We start from the raw sequence: 18910 nt of genomic DNA, 5'->3' as shown, positions 1-18910 counted from the left end.
AGCCTATGTCAACATATCTTAAAGTATAAGATGTATGATAACATCGGATTGTGTGGGCTGAACTCGGAAGGGTGGAAAAGTCCCGCGCATGTCTCTTTTCAGACCTATGCGCCTGTCGCATGGCGGCCCTGACGCCTTGTGTCTTATCGTCAAAGGACCTGTGCGCTATATATCAACCATCGAAACGACGTTGGAACCGAAGCAAGGTTGCTGGCGTCAAGAGACCTCACGAAAGGGGATCATCATGAACGTAGCACGCTCTTTCAACAATTGGCGCAAGTATCGTCAGACCGTAACCGAACTGGGTCGTATGAGCTCTCGCGAGTTGCAGGACCTCGGCATCTCCCGCTCTGAAATCCACACTGTCGCCCGCGCATCTGTCGGTCGCTAATCGCCCTATCTGACTGATTGACTTGTTTTACGCCCGCTGATGAAGCAGGCGTTTTCGTTTCTGCCTCTTTGATACGGTTGGTAATGCAGTGATATAACGTTTTTGCATGGCTGCGCTGCAATGTCGTCTGTTTATTGGGCGGTAAAAAAAGGTACATTGAACTCATCGAAGCGATGCACCTCCTCCCGCAGAGCTTCGAATTCAGACGGCCCACTCCTCCTCCCAGGGACGTCTGTCGGAACAGCAGCACTCCTCCTCCCAGCTGCTGTTCGGTTCTTTTCGAAAAGCCTGCCGCACCTCCTCCCGCGGCAGGCTTTTTCGTTTCTGGAGCCATAGCCAGGGGCGTTTAAGCCGTACCTAAGCTTCAAAGACGCGCTCGCCGCCAATCCATGTGCTTTTCATTTGAAAATCAGTATCGAGAACGACGAAGTCGGCGTCATATCCCGATGTCAGCAGGCCTTTGCGGCTTGCAATTCCCACTGCCTGCGCAGGGTAGAGGCTTGCCATCCTCACGGCCTCCTCGAAATCGAGTCTAAGTGTTCTGTGAACGAAAAGTACCGACGACAACATGTCGATATCGGCACCGGCAAGCGTACCGTCAGCCAGCGTCAGACGTCCGTCCTTACGGTAAATCTGCCTCCCGTTTAGCGTCAAGCCGTCCAGATCGGTTCCGATGGTCGACATGGCATCGGTGACGATGAAAATCCGGCCCGGTCCACGCTTGGCGCGGATGGCAGCGCCCATGGATGCGGGATGGACGTGAAAACCGTCCGCAATAATGCCGCTCGAGAGCTGGCCGAGATCAAGCGCTGTGCCAACCAGTCCGGGTGAGCGGTTTTCCAGCGGGCTCATGGCATTGAACAGGTGTGTGACGACCTTAGCGCCCGCCTCGGCATAGGCTCTTGCCGTTTCATAGGGCGCATCGGTATGGCCCAGGCTGACGACAAAGCCAGCCTCGGCAAGTGCTTTCACCTGTTCCAGCGTCGCGTTTTCGGGTGCAACCGTGATCATCAGCGTTTCGAACCGGTTGGCGACGGCGAGAAGTCGTTCAAGATCCACATTTTCCATGGGTCGGATCAACGCTGGATGGTGCGTGCCTTTGCGGGCGAGCGAGAGGTGAGGTCCTTCCAGATGCAGGCCGAGGAAGCCGGGAACGCGTGCCTGCTGCGCTTCAAGACCGGCTTCGATGGCGGCAGCGGTGATCTCCGGCGTATCGGTGATCAGCGTCGGCAACAAGCCTGTCGTGCCGAACCTGGCATGGGCTGCGCAAATCCTGGCGATGCCATCGACAGACCTGTCATCATTGAGCATGACCCCGCCGCCGCCATTTACTTGGAGATCGATGAAACCGGGGACGATGATCGCATTGGCGCAATCGACCAACTCTGTGCCGGGCGCGACGTCGTCTTTCGCCACGATGCCAGCAACCTTGGAGCCATCGATCAGCAGGGCGTTGTTGTCATGCCAGCGCTCGCCGTCGAATATTCTGGCATGGGTCAGTGCTGTCACCATTGTCAGTGTGTCTCCGTCACTTTCTTGAGGGCTGCGGGCGCATCCGGGTTGAAGCCTTTTGCACGCGACCAGCTCTCGACGAAACCATAGAAGGGGATGATCAGGGCAAGCGCATCGGTAAAGGGATGGCCGGTTTCCACGAAGGGCAGGCGGCGCGCATGGGCACCACCATCTGCCGTGATGAAAGCAAGCGCGCCCTGTTCGGCTAGACTGTCAGCCGTCGCAAGGACGGATGAGAGTGCTGCATCGCGTGCCGCGAAGGTAATGATGGGGAAGCGACGGTCCACCAGCGCAACGGGTCCGTGATGCACCTCGGCGCTGGAGTATGCTTCCGCGTGCATTTCCGATGTTTCCTTGAATTTCAGAGCAGCCTCGCTTGCTATGGCAAGCGACGGCCCGCGCCCCAGCATATAGAGCGATTCCGCCTCGCCAAGTTCCGACGCCAGATCGCTCCAATCGAGCGCAACCGCCTTCGTCAGCGTTTCCGGCAATTGCTGGATGGAGCGCTGCAAGCTCTCATCCGCCGTCCATTCGGCCAGAATGGCAAGGCCGGCGAGCACGGAGTTGAAGAAGGATTTCGTGGCAGCGACGGCCAGTTCAGGACCCGCATTGATATCGATAGCATAAGCGGATGCCCCAGAAAGCGGTGATGGCTGCGTGTTGGTGAGCGAAATCGTCAATGCCCCGGCGCTGGCGGCAGACTGCGCAAGCGCGACGATGTCAGGGCTTTTGCCAGACTGCGAAATCGAAATCGCGGCGGCTTGATCCAGCTTCAGCGTCTTGCCATAGATCGAGGCCAGCGACGGCCCGATCGAGGCGACGGCCCGGCCCGCCTGTTGCTCGATGGCATATTTGAGAAAATGCGCCGCGTGATCGGAAGAGCCGCGCGCGATGGTGATGAGAAACGCCGGGTCGCGCTCCCGCAGTGCTTTGCCCGCGGCTTTCAGCGATGCGTCCGATCTGCTGAGCAGTCGCGCAGCGGCCTCGGGAATTTCATCTATTTCTTGGCGCATATGCGTCGGCATGGCATTCTCTTTCAATGTCGTGTCAGGCGGCACATCAGCCACCCGTCAGGGTCATTTCAGCTACAAAATCATAGGCATCGCCGCGATAAAGCGAGCGCGTCAGTTCCACCACGCGCCCGGAAGCGAGATAGGAAATCCGCTCTATGGCCAGCCCTGCCGATCCCTCCGGGACCGCAAGCAGAGCGGCATCTTCGCGGGCAACATTACAGGCAGAGATACGCTGTACGGCGCGAACGGGCTTGAACCCCGTGCGGTGAAGTTCGGCGTAGAGCGAAGCGTCGACGGCATGTGGATCGGGCAGAATGTCGGAGGCGAGGCTGGCGCGTTCGATGGCGAGCGGTAATTCGTTGGCGATACGCAGCCGCTCCAGCCGCGCCACCATCATGTCCACCTTCAGGCCCAGCATCATCATCTCATCGGAGGACGGATGGAAAAGGCCGCGACCCAACCACTCGGAGCGCGTGACATAACCGCGACGGACCATATCTTCCGTAAACGAGGTCAGCCTGGACAGCGGTTGCTGAAGCTTCGACACCGGTTTCATGACGAATGTGCCGGAGCCATGACGACGGGACAACAACCCGTCTTTGACGAGATCATCCACCGCCTTGCGCACGGTGACGCGGCTGACATTGGCGAACTCTGCCAGATCGCGCTCCGGCGGCAGCGCTTGCCCGTGCCCCAGCTTACCGGAGAGAATGGCATCTTCCAGCGATTGACGCAGTCTGAGATAGAGCGGTCCTGATCCGCTTGTTTGCAGATCATCAGGGGACAGGAATTCCGAAAGTGCCGCTATCATGCTGCACCTCGCTGATGGTCGGCGAAGGCACTCTTTGCCAGTGCTATCGCACCTGACAGTGCGTCACTTGCGGGCGCGACCAAACGTTGCCGGTGCCGGGGGGAAAGATAGGTAGTATAGAGACCGGACAGGCCACCCAGCAGACAAAGCCTTCCGCCACCGGTTATCTCTGCCACGCGATCCAGCGCCACATCGATGGAGGCAGCGGATTGATGCAGTATCGAAAGTGCGGCCTCGTCACCATTTGTGGCAAATTCGAAGACGCGAGGCGCGTAACGACCGAAATCGCCCGGCTTCGCGGCCTGCGAGAATGCCACCATCTTTTGTGGGACGCCGTCGAACTCATCGAGAAGGGCGCGAGTCATCGGTGTGCTGGGACTAATACCATCATAAGCTAGCAGGCTGTGTTGCAAGGCCAATTGGCCCAACCGCGCGCCGCTTCCCAGATCGCCCAGATGATAACCCCAGCCGCCGATGGAGCGGATTTCCGTGCCCGTGCGGGCAATATAAATTGTTCCGGTGCCGAGGATGGCGATCGCGCCGTTGCCATCGCCAAGTGCGCCCTGAAGCGCAATCAGTCCGTCGGATTCGATGGTCGACTGTGCAAATGGCAGGCGTGGCAGGACATAAGCGACGGTGTTTTCGACATTGTTGCCGGCAAGGCCAAGATAGGCGGATGCATATCTCAAATGGTGTGGATCAAGGCCAGCGTCCACAAAGGCAGCCTGTGTCGCCTCGGTGATGTTGAGGATCGCCTGATCGGGCGCGCTCATGATGTTGGACGCACCGCTTTTGCCACGGCCCAGTATTTGGCCGTTCACATCTGCAACAGCTGCCCTGCAACTCGTGCCGCCGCCATCGACTCCCACCAGATATCGCTGCATGAAACTGTCTCCTGGAAAGAAGATACCAAAAAAATACCAATTTCCAAGGGGCAAAGTGAAAATTCAAAACCATTAAAAATTATCGAGCAAATTCATTGCATTGACGACGAGAAAGTGAATTTCAGCTGCCAGAAATAAACCTCTTGTTAAAAGTTGCTGGACAATTGGTATTTTTTTGGCATTAAATTCGCCCGAGGGAGTTTTTGAATGAACGCAGGCGGCACCGAAGGTTTGCATGAGAAGGCGAAGGGCCTCGACACGATGGTGCCGAGTGATGTCCTGGCGCTCCTCAGTGCCGGTCAGCAGGATGCCGCCAGGGCGGTCGATGCTTCGCTTGAGGCCATTGCCGTAGCTTCAAAGATCGCCGCCGATGCCATCGCTAGTGGACACCGTCTCGTCTATGCAGGCGCTGGAAGCTCCGGTCTGATGGCGATGGCTGATGCTCTCGAGTTGCCGGGAACCTACGGCATCGGGCGTAATCAGATCGCAATCCTATTTGCGGGTGGAACGAGCAATTTGTCCGATATGCCCGGCGGACCCGAAGACGATGTCGAGCAGGCGAGGCTCGACGCCGAATCTTCCATCGGTGAAGGCGATTGCGTCGTGGCCATCTCTGCCAGCGGCTCCACGCCCTATGCTTTGGCTGTTGCCGACGTCGCGCGGGCAAGGGGGGCCAAGGTCGTGGCCATCGCCAACAATCCGCAGGCGAAACTCTTTAACGGTGCAGATGTTTCGATCCTGCTGCAAACGCCGCCGGAATTTGTGTCCGGTTCAACACGCATGGGTGCCGGAACGGCGCAGAAGATCGCGCTCAACATGTTCTCGACTTTGATGGCTATCCACCTCGGGCATGTTCATGATGGCTATATGGTCAATCTGCGTGCCGATAATATCAAGCTCGTTGCGCGCGCGGCCCGTATCGTGTCCGGCATCGCCGGGATCAAGGTCGAAGAGGCCGGACGTTTGGTGGAAAAGGCGTCCGGTTCGGTCAAGGTCGCGATCCTGCTCGCCGCAGGTGCAAAAGACAAGAATTCAGCTGAAAGCATATTGAAGGAAAGCGGCCACAACGTCAGGCGCGCGCTTCAATCGATCGGCGGATAAACTGGGAAAATCACAAGTAATGCACGTCGTTGCGGCGTGACACCAAGAGGGAGAATAAGAAAATGACCCGTAATCTCACCAAGGCGCTGCTGCTGGGCGCAAGTCTTGTAAGCTATTCCGGCATCGCATCCGCCGCAGACGTGACGCTGACCATCGAAAGCTGGCGTAACGACGATCTGGCGATCTGGAAAGACAAGCTCATTCCGGCATTCGAAGCCAAGAACCCCGGCATCAAGCTGAACTTCCAGCCTATGGCGCCAACGGAGTATAATGCTGCGCTCAATGCCAAGCTGGAATCCGGTTCCGCTGGCGATCTCATCACTTGCCGCCCGTTCGACGCCTCGCTTGAGCTGTTCAAGAAGGGTTATCTCGGTGATCTGACCAAGAACCCCGGCATGGAAAACTTTTCGGATGTCGCGAAATCCGCATGGTCCACGGACGATGGCGCATCCACATTCTGCGTGCCGATGGCTTCGGTCATCCACGGCTTCATTTACAATAAGGACGCTTTCGACGCTCTGAAGATTGAGGTTCCGAAGACACAGGCCGAGTTCTTTGCCGCGCTCGACAAGATCAAGGCGGACGGCACCTATGTGCCGATGGCCATGGGCACCAAAGACCTCTGGGAAGCCGCCACCATGGGCTACCAGAACATCGGTCCCAACTATTGGAAGGGTGAAGAAGGCCGCTTGGCTCTGATCAAGGGCGAGCAGAAGCTGACGGATGCCGACTGGGTCAAGCCTTACGAAGTGCTGGCGAAGTGGAAGGACTACCTTGGCGACGGTTTTGAAGCGCAGACCTATCCTGATAGCCAGAACCTGTTCACGCTTGGTCGCGCTGCGATCTATCCGGCAGGTTCCTGGGAAATATCCGGCTTCAACACGCAGGCTCAGTTCAAGATGGGCGCTTTCCCGCCTCCGGTCGAAAAGGAAGGCGATGCTTGCTACATCTCCGACCACACCGACATCGGCATGGGCGTAAACGCGAAATCGAAACACGCCGCAGAAGCCGCCAAATTCCTGACATGGGTTTCGTCGGCAGAATTTGCCGATCTCTACGCCAACGCATTGCCGGGCTTCTTCAGCCTGAACAAGACGGCGGTAAAGATGGCCGATCCGCTTGCACAGGAATTCGTGTCGTGGCGCGAAAAGTGCAAACCGACGATCCGCTCGACCTACCAGATCCTGTCGCGCGGCACGCCCAATCTTGAAAACGATACCTGGGTCGAATCCGCAAACGTGATCAACGGAACGGACACGCCCAAAGTGGCAGCTGAAAAGCTGCAAAAGGGTCTCGACGGCTGGTACAAGCCTGCGAAGTAACGCATCGCGTAGAGCATGGCGGTCTAAACACCGCCATGCCACGCCTTGCGGACGTTTGCTATCTGACACGTGCGGCGTACCGTTTGCGCAGATCAGCGATCTTGTTTTTCCCAACACCCCGGACCGACCCCATGAACCCCGATGTGACTTCAAGCGACCAAAGATCGATCCGGCGGCCGTTTCGGTGGCACATCATCGTCTTCATGCTACCGGCGTTTCTGGTCTATACCGCCGTCATGATCCTGCCACTGGGCAGCACCCTGTGGCTCTCCTTCTTCCGCGAAATCGACGGACAGCGCGTTTTCGTCGGTCTCGATAATTTCAGGGCGTTGTTTCTGGAGGATCGATGGTCCGTCAGTTTCTGGAATGCGCTGGTCAACAACATCTACTTTTTCATCATCCATATGCTCGTGCAAAACCCGATCGGCGTTGCGCTGGCGGCGCTCTTGTCTTTGCCCAAGCTTCGTTTTTCGGCGTTTTACCGCACCGCCATCTTCCTGCCGACGCTGCTGTCCTTCGTTATCGTTGGCTTCATCTGGAAGCTGATCCTGTCGCCTCTGTGGGGCATCGCGCCGACGCTGCTCGATATGGTGCATCTCAAGTTTCTGTTTGCGCCGTGGCTGGGACGACCGAATTCCGCGTTGATTGCAGTGTCGCTGATTTCCGTGTGGCAATATGTCGGCATCCCGATGATGCTGATCTACGCAGCACTTCTCAACATTCCTGACGAGGTGATCGAGGCTGCCGAGATGGATGGCATCACCGGCTGGAGCCAGTTCTGGAAAATCAAACTTCCGCTGATCCTGCCCGCAATCGGCATCATCTCCATTCTGACATTCGTCGGCAATTTCAACGCCTTCGATTTGATCTACACCGTGCAAGGGGCACTCGCCGGGCCCGATGGCTCCACCGATATTTTGGGCACGCTGCTCTATCGCACCTTCTTCGGTTTCCAGCTCCAACTCGGTGATCGATCCATGGGGGCGGCCATCGCGGCCGTGATGTTCCTCATCATTCTGGCCGGTGTCAGCTTCTATCTCTTCACCATTCAGCGCCGTATGCGCCGTTATCAGTTCTGAGGAGAAAGAGATGTCGAACGCACGTTCCTCACTGGTCCGCACAGCGTCCGCGCACGCGGTCCTTCTGGCCTACACCGCAATTTCGCTGTTTCCGGTCGTGCTGACCATCATGAATTCGTTCAAGTCGCGAAATGCGATTTTCCGCGATCCGATGCAGCCGCCATTGCCCTCAACATTCGATGTTGTCGGCTATGTCACGGTTCTCGGGCAAAGCGATTTCGTGCACTACATGCAGAATTCGCTGATCGTGACGATCGTTTCCATTGCGCTGGTGTTGCTGTTCGGGGCAATGGCGGCATTTGCCTTGTCCGAATACCGCTTCAGGGGCAACACGCTGCTGGGGCTTTACATGGCGCTCGGCATCATGATCCCCATTCGCCTCGGCACGATCGGCATTCTCCAGGGCATGGTGGCGACGGGGCTCGTCAATACAAGGACTGCGCTGATACTGGTCTACACCGCGCAGGGCCTGCCGCTCGCGATTTTCATTCTGTCGGAATTCATGCGCACCGTGTCCGATGACCTCAAGAACGCCGGGCGTATCGATGGTCTCTCAGAATACAAGATATTCTTCCGGCTGGTTCTCCCGCTCATCCGTCCCTCCATGGCGACGGTAGCGGTTTTCACCATGATCCCGATCTGGAATGACCTGTGGTTTCCGCTCATTCTTGCACCCAGCGAAGCGACGAAAACCATCACGTTGGGCGCACAGATATTCATCGGCCAGTTCGTGACGAATTGGAACGCGGTGCTGGCGGCGCTTTCGCTGGCCATCGCTCCGGTGCTTGTTCTTTACACGATCTTCTCGCGACAATTGATCCGTGGCATCACGGCAGGAGCCGTCAAATGAGTGCGCCCCCCCTCAAGGTTCTGGTCGCCGGTCTGGGCAATATGGGGTTGAGCCATGCGCTGGCCTATGCCGCAAATCCGGGCTTCGAGATCGTCGGTCTCGTCAACCGCTCGACCCCTGACCTGCCAGCACCGCTTTCGAACCACAGCGTTTTGCCATCTTTCGATGACGCTCTGGCAGAGTTGAGGCCTGATCTCTGCTCGATCAATACCTATTCCGACAGCCATGCGGCCTTTGCGATCAAGGCTATGGAGGCCGGTTGCCATGTCTTTGTGGAAAAGCCGCTGGCAACGACGGTGGCAGATGCCGAACGCGTGGTGGCCTGCGCCCGCGCCAATGGCCGCAAGCTGGTCGTCGGCTATATCCTGCGCCATCATCCCTCATGGATGAAGCTGATCTCGCTTGCCCGTGAGCTGGGCGGTCCCTACGTCTTTCGCATGAACCTCAATCAGCAGTCTTCCGGCAAGACATGGGCAACGCACAAGGCGCTGATGCAAACCACGCCGCCGATTGTCGATTGCGGCGTCCATTACGTCGATGTCATGTGCCAGATCACCGATGCCAAGCCGGTGTCGGTCCGCGGCATGGGCCTGCGCCTGTCGGATGAGATCGCACCGGATATGTATAATTACGGTCATCTGCAGGTCATGTTCGACGATGGCTCCATCGGCTGGTACGAGGCCGGGTGGGGACCGATGATTTCGGAGACAGCGTTCTTCGTGAAGGATGTGATGTCACCCAAAGGCAGCGTCTCCATCGTCATGGACCCGAACGCGAAATCCGACGACATCGACACGCACACCAAGACCTCGACGATCCGTCTGCACAAGGCGCAGACGGGCGCGGATGGCCAGTTCCTCGAGCCGGACCAGTTTCTGCAAATGGCCGGTGAGCCCGGTCATCAGGAGCTGTGCGACCGTGAGCAGGCCTATGTGCTCAAAGCCATTCTTGAAGACATCGACCTCGACCGACACATGACCGATGCCGTGCAGTCCCTGCGCATTTGCCTTGCGGCAGACGAGAGTGCACGCACTGGCCGCATGGTCGATCTTTGATATTGGAGACTTCGTTTGGGTAATCTGACACTGAAATCCGTCGCTAAATCCTTCGGGACCGTCGATGTGCTGAAAGGCATCAATCTGGAGGTCAAGGACGGCGAGTTCGTGATTTTCGTTGGCCCTTCCGGCTGCGGAAAGTCAACGCTTCTGCGCACCATAGCCGGGCTTGAGGATATCAGCTCCGGCGAAATCATCATCGACGGTCGTGAAGTGTCGGCTGTCCCGCCCGCCAAGCGCGGCATCGCGATGGTGTTTCAGTCCTATGCGCTCTATCCGCATTTGACGGTCAAGGACAATATGGGGCTTGGCCTGAAGCAGGCAGGGACGCCCAAAGCTGAAATCGACACGCGGGTTGCGAAGGCCTCTTCGCTGCTGTCGCTCGAGCCCTACCTGCAACGCCGCCCGGCTGAGCTTTCCGGCGGTCAGCGCCAGCGCGTCGCCATCGGGCGTGCCATCGTTCGGGAACCAACCCTGTTCCTGTTCGATGAACCGCTATCCAATCTCGATGCGGCCCTTCGGGTGCAGACCCGCCTTGAAATCGCCCGGCTGCATCGCCGCCTGAAGGCGACGATGATCTACGTCACGCATGATCAGGTCGAAGCGATGACGCTGGCAGACAAGATCGTGGTTCTCAACGCAGGCCGTATCGAGCAGGTCGGCTCGCCGATGGAGCTTTACAACAAGCCGGCCAATCTGTTCGTCGCAGGTTTCATAGGCTCGCCGCAGATGAACTTCATCGATGCGGATCGCCTTGGTGAGAGCGGATACAAGACACTCGGCATCCGTCCCGAACATATTTCGCTGTCCCGCGACACCGGCACATGGGCGGGCAAGGTCGTGCATGTTGAGCATCTTGGCGCCGATACCATCGTTTATCTCGAAAGCGATACGGTCGGGCTTCTGACTGTGCGGTTGTTCGGCGAACATGCCTATGCGCCCGACGATGTCGTCTTTGCTTCTCACACTGGAACTGCCACGCACCGTTTCGACGCAGGCGGCAACGTTATCAAATGAGCCGTGCGGACATCTTGCTGGAAGTGTGTGTCGATGATGTCGAGGGCCTTCAGGCTGCCATTGAAGGCGGCGCTGATCGCATAGAACTGTGCAGCGCGCTCGCCGTTGGCGGCCTGACGCCGTCTCCCGGCCTGATGACCCTCGCGGGACGGTCTTCCGTTCCCTGCTATGCCATGATCAGGCCACGCGTCGGAGACTTCGTTTATAGTGCAGACGAACTTGCCGTCATGGAAGACGACATCCTCTTTGCCGCCTCCTGCGGTCTGTCAGGCGTCGTGTTCGGCGTAAGTCGGCCTGATGGGCAACTGGATGCCGAGGCTATGACGCGGTTGTCAGACGCTGTGGGTTCTGTGCCGAGAACCCTGCACCGCGCCTTCGATCTCGTGCCCGATCTGTCCGAAGCCATCGAGGTTGCCGTGGCCTGTGGTTTCGAGCGTATCTTGACATCGGGACGTGCGCGTTCTGCAATCGATGGCCTGGCCGACCTCAAGGCGTCGGTGAAAGTCGCGGCTGGGCGTATTTCCATCATGCCCGGGTCCGGCGTCAATCTCGATACGATCGATGCATTGCTGGCGCAGCTGGATGTGGGAGAGATTCACTCCTCCTGCTCCATCGGCATTCCAGACGGAAATACGGCTGTTAAGGACTACGGGTTTTCGATCTCGGGGATGAAGCGGACCAGCGTCGATATTGTTCTAGCCATGAAAGCCCGCCTGAATGGCTCAAACGGTTGATCTGCAAAACGCTCATTCTGTTTGACGAACAAATAAGGCCGCGAGATAGCTCGCGGCCTTATTTTTGGCAAGTTGCGGCTTGGGTTAGACTGCCTTTTCCATCTTGTAGTCTGTATTCGCAGGCTCTTCCTTGTGCTGGATCAACGGACGATTGCCGGAGAGTTTGCGCACCAGCACGTAGAACACCGGCGTCATGAAGATGCCGAAGATGGTGACACCAATCATGCCGGAGAACACTGCCACACCCATGGCCGAGCGCATTTCTGCACCTGCGCCGGTGGAGATCACCAGCGGCACCACGCCCATGATGAAGGCGAGCGATGTCATCAGGATCGGGCGCAGACGCAGACGGCTGGCTTCGATGGCGGCGGCAACGGGCGTTCGTCCCTCGAACTCCAACTCTCGGGCAAATTCCACGATCAGGATCGCGTTCTTCGCCGAGAGACCCACAAGGACGATGAGGCCGATCTGGGTGAAGATGTTGTTGTCACCTCCTGTCAACCAGACACCGGTCATGGCAGCCAGAACGCCCATCGGAACGATCATGATGATGGCAAGCGGAAGTGTCAGACTTTCATATTGCGCAGCCAGCACCAGATAGACCAGCAGCAAGGCCAGCGGGAAGACGAGGAAACCGGAGCTTCCAGCCAGGATTTGCTGATAGGTCAAATCCGTCCACTCGTAAGCAATGCCCGATGGTAGGGTTTCCGCCGCGATCCGTTCGATGGCGGCCTGTGCCTCGCCGGACGAGAAGCCCGGAGCCGGACCGCCATTGATATCGGCTGCTAAGAAGCCGTTGTAACGCGTGGTGCGCTCCGGGCCCGTCGTGGCATCCACCTTCAGAAGTGCCGAAAGCGGTATCATCTGGCCGTTCGCCGAGCGCACCTTCAACTGACCGATATCGTCTGCCTGCGAACGGAACTTCGCGTCCGCCTGCACTCGCACACTGTAGGTACGACCGAAGGCGTTGAAGTCATTGACGTAAAGAGAGCCGAGATAGATTTGTAGCGTCTCGAAGACATCAGTGACGGAAACACCGAGCTGTTCAGCCTTGGCGCGATCCAGATCGGCGTAGAGCTGCGGCACGTTGATCTGGAAGCTGGAGAACAGGCCCGCCAGTTCAGGCGTCTGATAGGCCTTTGCCAGGAAGGCCTTGGTCACTTCGTCCAGCTGTTGATAACCGAAACCAGCACGGTCTTCGATCTGCATCTTGAAGCCGCCCGTTGTGCCGAGACCGTTGACCGGTGGTGGCGGGAACATGGCGATGAAGGCATCCTGAACCGCACCGAATTTCTGGTTGAGCGCCATGGCAATGGCGCCGCCAGAGAGTTCGGGCGTCGTGCGTTCCTCGAACGGGCTGAGGCCAACGAAGACCACACCGGCGTTAGAACTGTTGGTGAAACCGTTGATGGACAGGCCCGGAAACGCAATCGCGTGTTCGACGCCGGGCTGCTTCATGGCAATATCGCTCATGCGCTTGATGACGTCTTCCGTGCGGTCAAGGCTGGCGGCATCCGGCAACTGCGCAAAGCCGATCAGGTACTGCTTGTCCTGTGCGGGCACGAAACCACCCGGTACGGAATTGAACATGCCGTAGGTCGCACCTGCGAGAACCACATAGACGATCATGACGATGCTCTTGCGGTTCAGCAATCCGCCGACACTTTTGCCATAACCGTTCGACGCTGCACCAAAAGCGCGGTTGAAGCCACGGAAGAAGCCGCCGAAAACCTTATCCATACCACGCGTCAGCCAATCCTTCGGCGCGTCATGGCCTTTCAGCAGCAGTGCTGCCAAGGCTGGAGACAGGGTCAACGAGTTGATGGCCGAGATGACCGTCGAGATGGCAATCGTCAGCGCGAACTGGCGGTAGAACTGGCCGGATAGTCCAGAGATGAAGGCAAGCGGCACGAACACGGCGACCAGCACCAGCGCGATGGCGATGATTGGGCCGGACACTTCCTTCATGGCGCGGTAGGTCGCATCACGCGGAGACAGTCCGTTTTCGATGTTTCTCTCGACGTTTTCCACCACCACGATGGCGTCATCCACGACGATACCGATGGCCAGCACCAGTCCGAAGAGGCTGAGCGCGTTGATCGAAAAGCCGAAAACATACATGACCGCGAATGTACCGATGATCGATACCGGAACGGCAATCAGCGGGATGATCGAGGCGCGCCATGTCTGAAGGAACAGGATGACGACGATGACGACAAGCGCGATGGCTTCCAGCAGCGTGTCGATGACCTTGTCGATGGAGGCACGCACGAACTGCGTCGTGTCATAGACGATTTCGTATTTCACGCCCTGCGGCATCGCCTTCTGCAAGTCCTGCATGGTGGCAGAAACCTGGTCGGAAATGGTGATGGCGTTTGATCCGGGGGCCTGGAAGACAGGAATGGCGACGGCAGATTCACCGTCCAGCAATGAGCGCAGCGCGTAATCCGCAGCACCGAGTTCGACGCGAGCAACGTCCCGCAGGCGTGTGATTTCGCCGTTCGAACCGCTCTTGACGATGATGTTGCCGAATTCCTCCGGTGTTGAGAGGCGGCCCTGGGCATTGACGTTGAGCTGAAGATCGACGCCCGTCAGGCTTGGCGAGGCGCCGATGGTGCCGGCTGCGGCCTGCACGTTCTGTTCACGGATGGCATTGCTGATATCGCTGGCCGCCAGATTGTGTTCGGCGGCTTTCTGCGGATCGATCCAGACGCGCATGGAGTAATCGCCCGCGCCGAAGATTTGCACCTGTCCCACGCCTTCGATGCGCGCCAGCCGGTCCTTGATGTTGAGGACGGCGTAATTGCGCAGGTATGTCAGGTCATATTGATTGCCGGGCGAAACCAGATGCACGACCATCATCAGGTCGGGCGAGCTTTTGACGGTTGAAACGCCAAGGCTTCTGACTTCTGCTGGCAAACGCGGCTCGGCCTGTGACACGCGGTTCTGCACCAATTGCTGGGCCTTGTCCGGGTCCGTGCCCAGCTTGAAGGTCACCGTCAGCGTCATGACGCCATCGGATGTTGCCTGACTGGACATATAAAGCATGTCTTCGACGCCGTTGATCTGCTCTTCCAGCGGTGTTGCCACCGTTTCGGCGATGACCTTGGGGTTCGCGCCGGGATAGGTGGCGCGAACGACGATGGATGGTGGCACGACGTCGGGATATTCCGAAATCGGCAGTGCGCGCATGCCGATGAGACCAGCGACGACGATAAGGACCGATAGCACGCCAGCAAAGACTGGCCGGTCCACAAAAAATCTGGAGATGTTCATGAGGTAAGCCCTCTCCGCGTGGAATTTGGATGCAGAAAACCGCTCCGGTGGCATTGGCCACCGGCAGTCGGGTTTTCCTGTTCTGATCATTGGAGTCGGCGGGCCTTAAGCGGTCCGCCGAGATACTTACTGAGAAGTCGCAACCTTGTCTTCGGTCTGCGGCGCAACGATTGCACCGGGGCGGATGCGCTGAAGGCCGTTGACGACGATCTTGTCTCCGGCGGCAAGTCCGCTTTCAACGATGCGCAGGCCATCGGTCGCAGAACCCGGCTTGATCTGCCGGTAGTTCACCTTGTTCTCACCATCGACGATGAAGACGAATTTCTTGTCCTGATCTGTGCCGATGGCGCGGTCACTGATGACGATCCGGTTTTCAGACTTCGGCTCACCCATGCGAACCCGCACGAACTGACCGGGGATCAAATGCCCATCCGTATTGGCAAAGACGGCGCGGACACCGATCGTGCCGCTTGCGCTATCGACCTGATTGTCGATCAGATGCAGCGTGCCTTTGATCGGCGTTCCCTCGTCAGCCAAGGTGCCGACTTCGACCGGTATTTGCTCCAGCGCCTGAAGCGCGCCGTCCGAGACCGGAAGCTGCGACAGTGCCTTTGCGACCATTTCTTCGCTGGCATTGAAGCTGGCATAGATCGGATCGACGGACACCAGTGTCGTCAGTGCAGGCGATGTCGAGCCTGCAGCCACGAGATTGCCGACGGTGATGTCCAGCTTGCCAACGCGGCCAGCAACCGGCGCACGCAGCACCGTGTAACCAAGATCGAGCTGTGCTGTTGTCAGCGAGGCACGTGCTGCCCGCAATTGTGCTTCGGCATCCGCCACAGTACTTTGGCGCTGGTCGAGATCGCTTTGCGAAATGGTGCGGTTATCGGACAATCTGCGTCCGCGCTCCAGTTCCGTTCGAGCAAGACCGACCTTGGCTTCGGCAGAAGCGACCTGCGCTTCCGCACCCGATACGATTGCCTGGTAGGGCGCTGGATCAATGGTGAAAAGCGCGTCTCCGGCCTTCACCAGCGCACCTTCACGGAAGTGAACAGACTGGATCTGACCCGCAACACGCGAGCGGATCTGTACCCGCTCGACCGCTTCCAATCGCCCGGAAAACTGCTCCCAATGGGTCACGTCACGGCTTTCCACGACGGCGACCGTGACCGGAATGGCAGGTGTTTCCGCAGGACCCGATGCCGCGACGGCACCTGTTGTCATGGGAAGATCGAACAGAAATGCTGCCGCAGCAACGGACACAGCAAGGCCTATACCGGCGCCCGCAAGGGCCCGGCGCTTTTTGTTCAGCGTCATGGGTTTCTCTCCTGGCTCTGATCAGAGCCGATTTTGGGCTTTAGGTCTTGAACAAAACCCGCAAACTCGGCGCAAACAGCTGACAGCCATTTGCCACCCTCGCCGCGATAAAGCCCTGTCCAGCCGGAACCGGCAGGGAAAACATGCTGCCGAACCTTCACCCCTGCGTCATTCAGACGACCGGCATAATTGACGGTCTCGTCGCGCAGAGGATCGTCCTCGGCAGTGAATATCAACGCCGGTGCCACAAGGTTGAGCCGTGTGCACAGGCAGGGCGCAGCGTAGGGGTGGGCGAACCCGCAGGCCTTTGCCAGATAATGGCTCCAGCCCTCCGCCCAGCGCTGGCGCATGCCGATCTTGTCTGCATCCCGGAAGGACGTGGACGCCATCAGCGGGTCGATCATCGGCGAGAGCAAGATTTGCCCCGCCAGTTTTCCCGGCATCCGGTCCCGTGCTTTCAGCGCCAGACCGGCGGCGACATTGCCACCTGCTTCTTCACCGGCCACAAACAGCAGCGATTTGGCGCCACCATAGTGTTTGCGGCTACGGCTCAGACAGTCCAGCGCTTCGAACGCACAATCGATGACGGCCGGAAACTCGTTGCAGGACGACGTGCTATAATCCGCTTCAATCACGACTGCGCCGCTGTCTGCCAACGCTTGCGCAACCGGCAATTCTGGGCACTCACCGCCCTGTTCCAGAAACGAGCCACCACGTAAGTAGAGCACAAGAGGCGGTGTCCGGTCTTCGCTTTCCTTCTTATAAACGCGCACCGAAAGCGGAGGGCGCGTTGCGCCGCTACATTCGATCGTGTGCCATTGGCTGGTCATCTCGTTTCCTTTGATGACCATTGATAGCCACCCCTTGCGGTGATTTCTAATGTAGATATTATTGTTCGGGATAGATTACACAAGTTGCTAAAATCGAAAACACTGTTCCAAAAATACGGACAATGACTCAAGAGGAGCCATGATGGACCAACTGGCTGCAATGCGCGTGTTTGCACGCGTGGTGGAAACGGGAAATTTCACGCGTGCTGCCAACGCGTTGGAAATGCCGAAGACCACCGTAACCAATATGGTGCAGGGGTTGGAAGCGCATTTGCGCACGACCCTGCTCAACCGTACGACACGCCGGGTCATGCTGACAACGGATGGCGCGCTCTATTACGAACGCGCCGTGCAGATACTATCGGAGATCGATGAGTTGGACGGCAGCCTGTCCAACACCAACACGCAGCCCTCGGGAAAATTGCGTGTGGAAATGGCCGGGGCGTTTGCCGATAATATCATCATCCCCAATCTCTGCGAATTCTATCAGCAATATCCGCAAATCCGTCTCGATCTCGGTGTCGGCGACCGGCTGGTGGACTACATCGTTGAGAACGTCGATTGCGCCCTGCGCGTCGGTACGCCGCGTGACCAGTCGCTCATCGCGCGCAAGGTTGCCGATCTGGAGTTCATCACCTGTGCGTCCCCTGAGTACATTGCGCGTTTCGGAATGCCGCAGCAGCCGGAAGATCTGGAAAAAGATCATTTTGCCGTTGGATATCTCAACGCCACGTCCGGCCAGATCATGACGATGCCTTTCGATAATGGCTTACGTTCGGTCGAGGTTGCGCCGCGCTACATCGTCTCCGCCAATGACAGCCGGACCTTTCAGAATGCGGCACTGGCTGGCATGGGCATCGCGCAGCTTGCACCCTTCATGATCAGGGAAGAAATGGCGAGGGGCGAGCTTGTGCGTGTGTTGCCGGAATGGAACCGCGAGCCGATGCCGGTCTACATCGTCTATCCGCAAACGAGGCACGTTACAAACAAGGTCCGCGTTTTCGTGGACTGGCTTGCCAAACTTCTACACAGGAGCGCGCTCGGAAAGCTGGAACTGCCGGTACGGACCGACGTGCCGCAGCGTCAGGAGGTCGCGTAGTCGTTTGAGTGTCGTAGCGGAGTTTGTGGAACGTTGCTCTGTCCCCACCGTTTGCTGCACACAACACAGGAGACGACGAATGGCCGATACGAACAACGATATTACCAAGGTGTGGGAACTTGCCGAGAAAATCGGGTTTTGCATGCTGACCACGCAAACGGGTGCAGATTTGCGCGCCCGCCCCATGTCGGCCTATGCCGAGCAGCTCGAAAACGCGTTTTATTTCCTCACCGATGTGGCAAGCCATAAGGATGAAGAGGTCTCGCGATACCCCAATGTCTGCCTCGCCTTTGCCGATTCAAAGGGCCAGAAATACGTATCGATATCAGGCGTTGCCGAAGTTCAAAACGACCGCGAAAAAATTCGCGATCTTTGGGCGACGCCTGCGAAAGCATGGTGGGATGATGCCGACGATCCGTCTATCCGCATCCTGAAGGTGACGCCGTCCTTTGCCGAATACTGGGATAGCCCCGGCACCGTCATCAGCTACATCAAGATGGCCGCTGCCGCCGTCAGCAACACCCGCCCGGACATGGGTGAGAATGCCAAGGTCGAGATGTGACGCCACGACGATCTAATGGTGAAACGAAGGGGAGCGCACGACATCCATCGTGCGCTC

General features: G+C 58.0%; 17 protein-coding genes. 10 read left to right on the top strand and 7 right to left on the bottom strand.

Annotation, left to right across the window (positions count from 1 at the left end; all coding sequences use genetic code 11):
- Positions 1-244: 244 nt before the first annotated feature.
- Complete coding sequence (locus QRN55_RS04010) at positions 245-391, top strand: DUF1127 domain-containing protein (protein ID WP_284775035.1); 147 nt, start codon at positions 245-247, stop codon at positions 389-391.
- Positions 392-748: 357 nt separating this feature from the next.
- Here QRN55_RS04010 and nagA read toward each other — a convergent pair whose 3' ends face one another.
- Genes nagA through QRN55_RS03990 form a run of 4 tightly spaced genes read right to left on the bottom strand, consistent with a single transcriptional unit; the run spans position 749 to position 4611 of the window.
- Positions 749-1909: an N-acetylglucosamine-6-phosphate deacetylase gene (nagA, locus tag QRN55_RS04005; protein WP_502871291.1), complete on the bottom strand. Its 1161-nt coding sequence runs from the start codon at positions 1907-1909 to the stop codon at positions 749-751.
- Positions 1906-2928, bottom strand: a complete 1023-nt coding sequence (locus QRN55_RS04000; protein WP_284775031.1) for an SIS domain-containing protein — start codon at positions 2926-2928, stop codon at positions 1906-1908. The genes nagA and QRN55_RS04000 overlap by 4 nt, the downstream gene beginning before the upstream one ends.
- Positions 2929-2962: 34 nt before the next feature.
- Positions 2963-3727 carry a GntR family transcriptional regulator gene (locus tag QRN55_RS03995; RefSeq protein ID WP_284775029.1) on the bottom strand — a complete coding sequence of 255 codons (765 nt, stop codon included), beginning with the start codon at positions 3725-3727 and terminating at the stop codon, positions 2963-2965.
- Complete coding sequence (locus QRN55_RS03990) at positions 3724-4611, bottom strand: glucosamine kinase nucleotide-binding domain-containing protein (protein ID WP_284775027.1); 888 nt, start codon at positions 4609-4611, stop codon at positions 3724-3726. The genes QRN55_RS03995 and QRN55_RS03990 overlap by 4 nt, the downstream gene beginning before the upstream one ends.
- A 207-nt stretch (positions 4612-4818) precedes the next feature.
- Here QRN55_RS03990 and QRN55_RS03985 point away from each other — a divergent pair, with 207 nt between their 5' ends.
- From QRN55_RS03985 to QRN55_RS03955, 7 genes are all read left to right on the top strand, one after another.
- Positions 4819-5712, top strand: a complete 894-nt coding sequence (locus QRN55_RS03985; protein WP_284775025.1) for an N-acetylmuramic acid 6-phosphate etherase — start codon at positions 4819-4821, stop codon at positions 5710-5712.
- Positions 5713-5774: 62 nt separating this feature from the next.
- Positions 5775-7034: an ABC transporter substrate-binding protein gene (locus tag QRN55_RS03980; RefSeq protein ID WP_284775023.1), complete on the top strand. Its 1260-nt coding sequence runs from the start codon at positions 5775-5777 to the stop codon at positions 7032-7034.
- 131 nt (positions 7035-7165) lie between these two features.
- Entirely contained in the window at positions 7166-8113 is a 948-nt protein-coding gene (locus QRN55_RS03975) for a carbohydrate ABC transporter permease (RefSeq protein ID WP_284775021.1), read from the top strand.
- A gap of 10 nt (positions 8114-8123) precedes the next feature.
- On the top strand, positions 8124-8963 hold the full coding sequence (locus tag QRN55_RS03970; protein WP_284775019.1) for a carbohydrate ABC transporter permease: 840 nt from the start codon (positions 8124-8126) through the stop codon (positions 8961-8963).
- On the top strand, positions 8960-10018 hold the full coding sequence (locus tag QRN55_RS03965) for a Gfo/Idh/MocA family protein (RefSeq protein ID WP_284775017.1): 1059 nt from the start codon (positions 8960-8962) through the stop codon (positions 10016-10018). The genes QRN55_RS03970 and QRN55_RS03965 overlap by 4 nt, the downstream gene beginning before the upstream one ends.
- A 15-nt stretch (positions 10019-10033) precedes the next feature.
- Positions 10034-11035 (top strand): ABC transporter ATP-binding protein, encoded by a 1002-nt coding sequence (locus QRN55_RS03960; RefSeq protein ID WP_284775016.1) that lies wholly within the window; start codon positions 10034-10036, stop codon positions 11033-11035.
- On the top strand, positions 11032-11769 hold the full coding sequence (locus tag QRN55_RS03955) for a copper homeostasis protein CutC (protein ID WP_284775015.1): 738 nt from the start codon (positions 11032-11034) through the stop codon (positions 11767-11769). Before QRN55_RS03960 ends, QRN55_RS03955 begins: the two co-directional genes overlap by 4 nt.
- 84 nt (positions 11770-11853) lie before the next feature.
- Here QRN55_RS03955 and QRN55_RS03950 read toward each other — a convergent pair whose 3' ends face one another.
- From QRN55_RS03950 to QRN55_RS03940, 3 genes are all read right to left on the bottom strand, one after another.
- Positions 11854-15045: an efflux RND transporter permease subunit gene (locus QRN55_RS03950; RefSeq protein ID WP_284775013.1), complete on the bottom strand. Its 3192-nt coding sequence runs from the start codon at positions 15043-15045 to the stop codon at positions 11854-11856.
- Positions 15046-15171: 126 nt separating this feature from the next.
- On the bottom strand, positions 15172-16362 hold the full coding sequence (locus tag QRN55_RS03945) for an efflux RND transporter periplasmic adaptor subunit (RefSeq protein ID WP_284775010.1): 1191 nt from the start codon (positions 16360-16362) through the stop codon (positions 15172-15174).
- A complete protein-coding gene (locus tag QRN55_RS03940; protein WP_284775008.1) occupies positions 16359-17192 on the bottom strand; it encodes an alpha/beta hydrolase fold domain-containing protein in 834 nt (277 codons plus the stop codon). Before QRN55_RS03940 ends, QRN55_RS03945 begins: the two co-directional genes overlap by 4 nt.
- 142 nt (positions 17193-17334) lie before the next feature.
- Between QRN55_RS03940 and QRN55_RS03935 the strand changes: the two genes are divergently transcribed.
- Entirely contained in the window at positions 17335-18291 is a 957-nt protein-coding gene (locus tag QRN55_RS03935) for a LysR family transcriptional regulator (RefSeq protein ID WP_284775006.1), read from the top strand.
- Positions 18292-18370: 79 nt separating this feature from the next.
- On the top strand, positions 18371-18853 hold the full coding sequence (locus QRN55_RS03930) for a pyridoxamine 5'-phosphate oxidase family protein (protein ID WP_233137424.1): 483 nt from the start codon (positions 18371-18373) through the stop codon (positions 18851-18853).
- Positions 18854-18910 lie beyond the last annotated feature (57 nt).

The sequence above is a fragment of the Agrobacterium sp. lyk4-40-TYG-31 genome (assembly GCF_030209855.1).
Lineage (GTDB): Bacteria > Pseudomonadota > Alphaproteobacteria > Rhizobiales > Rhizobiaceae > Agrobacterium > Agrobacterium vaccinii.
This window is presented reverse-complemented; position numbering and strand designations above follow the sequence as displayed.

What these genes read in the sequence shown, in the direction of transcription:
- QRN55_RS04010 (WP_284775035.1), top strand. Translation starts at nt 245, where the DNA reads ATGAACGTAGCACGCTCTTTCAACAATTGGCGCAAGTATCGTCAGACC.
- QRN55_RS04000 (WP_284775031.1), bottom strand. Translation starts at nt 2,928, where the DNA reads ATGCCGACGCATATGCGCCAAGAAATAGATGAAATTCCCGAGGCCGCT.
- QRN55_RS03995 (WP_284775029.1), bottom strand. Translation starts at nt 3,727, where the DNA reads ATGATAGCGGCACTTTCGGAATTCCTGTCCCCTGATGATCTGCAAACA.
- QRN55_RS03990 (WP_284775027.1), bottom strand. Translation starts at nt 4,611, where the DNA reads ATGCAGCGATATCTGGTGGGAGTCGATGGCGGCGGCACGAGTTGCAGG.
- QRN55_RS03985 (WP_284775025.1), top strand. Translation starts at nt 4,819, where the DNA reads ATGAACGCAGGCGGCACCGAAGGTTTGCATGAGAAGGCGAAGGGCCTC.
- QRN55_RS03980 (WP_284775023.1), top strand. Translation starts at nt 5,775, where the DNA reads ATGACCCGTAATCTCACCAAGGCGCTGCTGCTGGGCGCAAGTCTTGTA.
- QRN55_RS03975 (WP_284775021.1), top strand. Translation starts at nt 7,166, where the DNA reads ATGAACCCCGATGTGACTTCAAGCGACCAAAGATCGATCCGGCGGCCG.
- QRN55_RS03970 (WP_284775019.1), top strand. Translation starts at nt 8,124, where the DNA reads ATGTCGAACGCACGTTCCTCACTGGTCCGCACAGCGTCCGCGCACGCG.
- QRN55_RS03965 (WP_284775017.1), top strand. Translation starts at nt 8,960, where the DNA reads ATGAGTGCGCCCCCCCTCAAGGTTCTGGTCGCCGGTCTGGGCAATATG.
- QRN55_RS03955 (WP_284775015.1), top strand. Translation starts at nt 11,032, where the DNA reads ATGAGCCGTGCGGACATCTTGCTGGAAGTGTGTGTCGATGATGTCGAG.
- QRN55_RS03950 (WP_284775013.1), bottom strand. Translation starts at nt 15,045, where the DNA reads ATGAACATCTCCAGATTTTTTGTGGACCGGCCAGTCTTTGCTGGCGTG.
- QRN55_RS03945 (WP_284775010.1), bottom strand. Translation starts at nt 16,362, where the DNA reads ATGACGCTGAACAAAAAGCGCCGGGCCCTTGCGGGCGCCGGTATAGGC.
- QRN55_RS03940 (WP_284775008.1), bottom strand. Translation starts at nt 17,192, where the DNA reads ATGACCAGCCAATGGCACACGATCGAATGTAGCGGCGCAACGCGCCCT.
- QRN55_RS03935 (WP_284775006.1), top strand. Translation starts at nt 17,335, where the DNA reads ATGGACCAACTGGCTGCAATGCGCGTGTTTGCACGCGTGGTGGAAACG.
- QRN55_RS03930 (WP_233137424.1), top strand. Translation starts at nt 18,371, where the DNA reads ATGGCCGATACGAACAACGATATTACCAAGGTGTGGGAACTTGCCGAG.